Source organism: Mesorhizobium sp. P5_C1, assembly GCF_054049815.1.
Genome location: NZ_JBFULQ010000677.1, coordinates 1 through 2,542 on the forward strand (window position 1 = coordinate 1; position 2,542 = coordinate 2,542).

The window sequence follows — 2,542 nt, forward strand, 5'->3', positions numbered from 1 at the left end:
GTCCACCACATGCAGGAACACCCAATTGAGCGTGCCGATGTCCTTTGCCGCGAGCGCGTCGTGATTGTTGGTGTATGCGTTTGCGATGCAGCTGCTGCCCGGCGGCAGGCCGTCGAGCTCCCCCGGGAAGAGCGGCTCGAGGAAGACGGTGAGCGTCCCACCCTTCGAAAGCTGTTGAACGTCGACAAGCTGATCTGTCGGCCGGATTTGTCCGGCAGCGATGACATCCTGTACCTGGGTCACGACCATGGGAAGGATCGTAAATGGCTTGCCGACGCATGTGGCCTCGGCGATCATCCCCTCTTTCATCACCTGCGCCTCGATCTGGCCAAAGCCGGCAATTAGGGCGCCACGTCCGGCGTCTTCCGGGACCAGGATGCCGGCGGGCCGCACCATTGCGTTTACGACATCGCCGGGCCGAAGCGTGAACTGCTGGACGGTTCCGGCGACGCCGGCCCGAACCAGGGTTTTATCCAGTTCGACCTGTGCCTGCGCAAGTGCTGCCTCCGCACTGGCCTTCTGGGCGGGCAGCAGCGAGCTGATCTTCGTTTCGATGGTCCGCTTGCTTGCGACGGCGGCATCAAGACCACCCTTGCGACCATCCACGGCGTTTTGCAGCCGCTCGACCTCCCGAATCGAAACGACGTCCTTTTTCACCAGCTGCTGCTTCATTTCCAGTTCGTCCAAGGCCTGCTGGTAGGCGCTTTGCGCCTGCTGGATGAGCCCATCCGCCGCTGCAAGGTCCGTTTGCGCCACCGTGGCCTCGGCGTCGGCTTCGGCTATCTGGCGCTTTGCTGTCTCGAGCGCGGCTTCCTGCTCGGAACTGTCAAGCCGAAAGAGCGGATCACCAGCCTTGACCTTTGCATTTATGCCAACGTCAACGAACACCTCGGCAACACGGCCGGTGGTTTGGGGAAGGATGGTAACGGTGCGGAATATCGCCGAGACGTTTGTCGTCGAAGGATGATAGTAAAAAATGAGGGTGATCAACGAAACGGTCAGCACCAGGCACGCCGTGATGCCCCAGCGCAACTCGTACCACATCGTATAGAGGTTGATCTCGCGCCCGATACGCTTGCCTTGCACATAACGGCGGAAAAGATAGTCCGGAAAGACCGTGAGCAACGAACAGAGAATTAGCTCAAACATGGCTCAGAGCATCCATGCGCGCGGTGTCGATTTTCTGCTCGGGACCAGGCTGCACCATCGCCTGCTCTTCCCCCTGCTCCTCCGCCCGCTCCTCGGCGGCGGGATCGCGTCCGGACAGTTTCTCGAGCGAGCGTGCAATTGAAGACATCGGCGTCTTGAAATCCGGCAGCTCGATGAACGCCAGCAACAGACCCGCGATCCAGAAAAGATGATTGTGGGTGAAAAGCGAGATCAGACAAAGGACAGCCACAATCTCCATTTGCACTTTTTTCGATCCATGCGCCATTCGTTCCGGAAGGGCATGGAGTTGAAAGTACAGATTGCCGATGATGAGGATCATTGCCAAAATCAGGACGACGACCACATTGAACAGCCAATCGGTCTGGCCGGGCGCAGTGACGAAGATCGGCAAATGCTCGATCGCCGCAGGATGTATCGTGTCCGCCATTTCGGCTCTCCCACAAAGACTCTCACGGCCAGCCCAGCCAAGGTACCATTCTCCAGATTGCCTGTCGATGGTTTGGAGGGACGGGTAGTGGGTCAGTTTGAAATTTCAGTAGTTGTTGAGCGAAACAGCACGGTTCCGTCTTCGGTCGCAATCTCGCGCACCTCCGACGCATAGAAAAAGTCGCTCTCGCGGTCCACATGCGCGTCTGCAATGTTGGTTGATATGTGGTCGAACTCGTCTCCGGCGTCACGACCGGGGACAATATTCAACACCCGAAGTGCGGCACCATTGCTTAGCCTGACAATCGACTCGGTTCCGTTTCGAGAGAGCAGAAGTTTGACGGCGTATTCCCCTTCGCGAGGCGTCATGTCGTCTCATACCTTTTCTTGTAAGGCCCGCGCACGGTCGGCTTCTCAGCTTCCTTCGCTTCAATCAGCGCGACAATATTCCCAAAGCTTGTCAGTCACGCCAGCGGCCATGGCCGGCGTAACACGCAGCGTCTTATGGATGCGCACGAAGTTGTAATACACGAAGTGCAGCGCGATCGCGTTAGCGTGGGCTTCCACCTTCTTTGAGAGGCCGTTGGTCAGGCGGGTGTCCCGATGAGCACAGCCCGCACGTCGGCGCGGCCACCGGCACGGCCTTCCCTTCTCCAGTTAGGTTGCCGTCGCAGACGCGGGTCGCTGGGCTTCATCAATGGAATCGGTACAATTCCACTTCGACAAAGCGCGAACTTTTGACCGCGCTCGTCACGGCCGCTTCGCGGCCGAATGTTGTACTATGAACAGGCGGTTAGAGCCTGGAGCGCAAGGCATACATCGCCAGCAGCCGAGAACAGGAACCGCAATCACGGCGCCGGATCCTCAATCTGCGGCTCGCCTTCGACTGTGGGCTGGTGCAGCCAGTCATTGAGCAACACATAGGCGACTGCGAGCAGCACAGGGC

3 protein-coding genes and 1 pseudogene are annotated in these 2,542 nt (G+C 58.7%); all 4 read right to left on the reverse strand.

Annotated elements, in window-relative coordinates; genetic code table 11:
* Positions 1–1,149, reverse strand: a 1,149-nt coding sequence (locus ACXJ7R_RS29780; RefSeq protein ID WP_457154947.1) for an HlyD family secretion protein, incomplete at its 3' end; no start/stop codon positions are given.
* Complete coding sequence (locus ACXJ7R_RS29785) at positions 1,142–1,597, reverse strand: hypothetical protein (protein WP_457154948.1); 456 nt, start codon at positions 1,595–1,597, stop codon at positions 1,142–1,144. The genes ACXJ7R_RS29780 and ACXJ7R_RS29785, both read right to left, overlap by 8 nt.
* A gap of 92 nt (positions 1,598–1,689) precedes the next feature.
* A complete protein-coding gene (locus ACXJ7R_RS29790) occupies positions 1,690–1,965 on the reverse strand; it encodes a hypothetical protein (RefSeq protein WP_457154949.1) in 276 nt (91 codons plus the stop codon).
* Positions 1,962–2,199: pseudogene (locus ACXJ7R_RS29795) on the reverse strand (IS1 family transposase); the annotation flags it as partial. The pseudogene ACXJ7R_RS29795 and the gene ACXJ7R_RS29790, both read right to left, overlap by 4 nt.
* Between the last annotated feature and the right edge of the window lie 343 nt (positions 2,200–2,542).

Coding starts and splice junctions, on each gene's coding strand:
- ACXJ7R_RS29785 (WP_457154948.1), bottom strand. CDS start 1,597: ATGGCGGACACGATACATCCTGCGGCGATCGAGCATTTGCCGATCTTC.
- ACXJ7R_RS29790 (WP_457154949.1), bottom strand. CDS start 1,965: ATGACGCCTCGCGAAGGGGAATACGCCGTCAAACTTCTGCTCTCTCGA.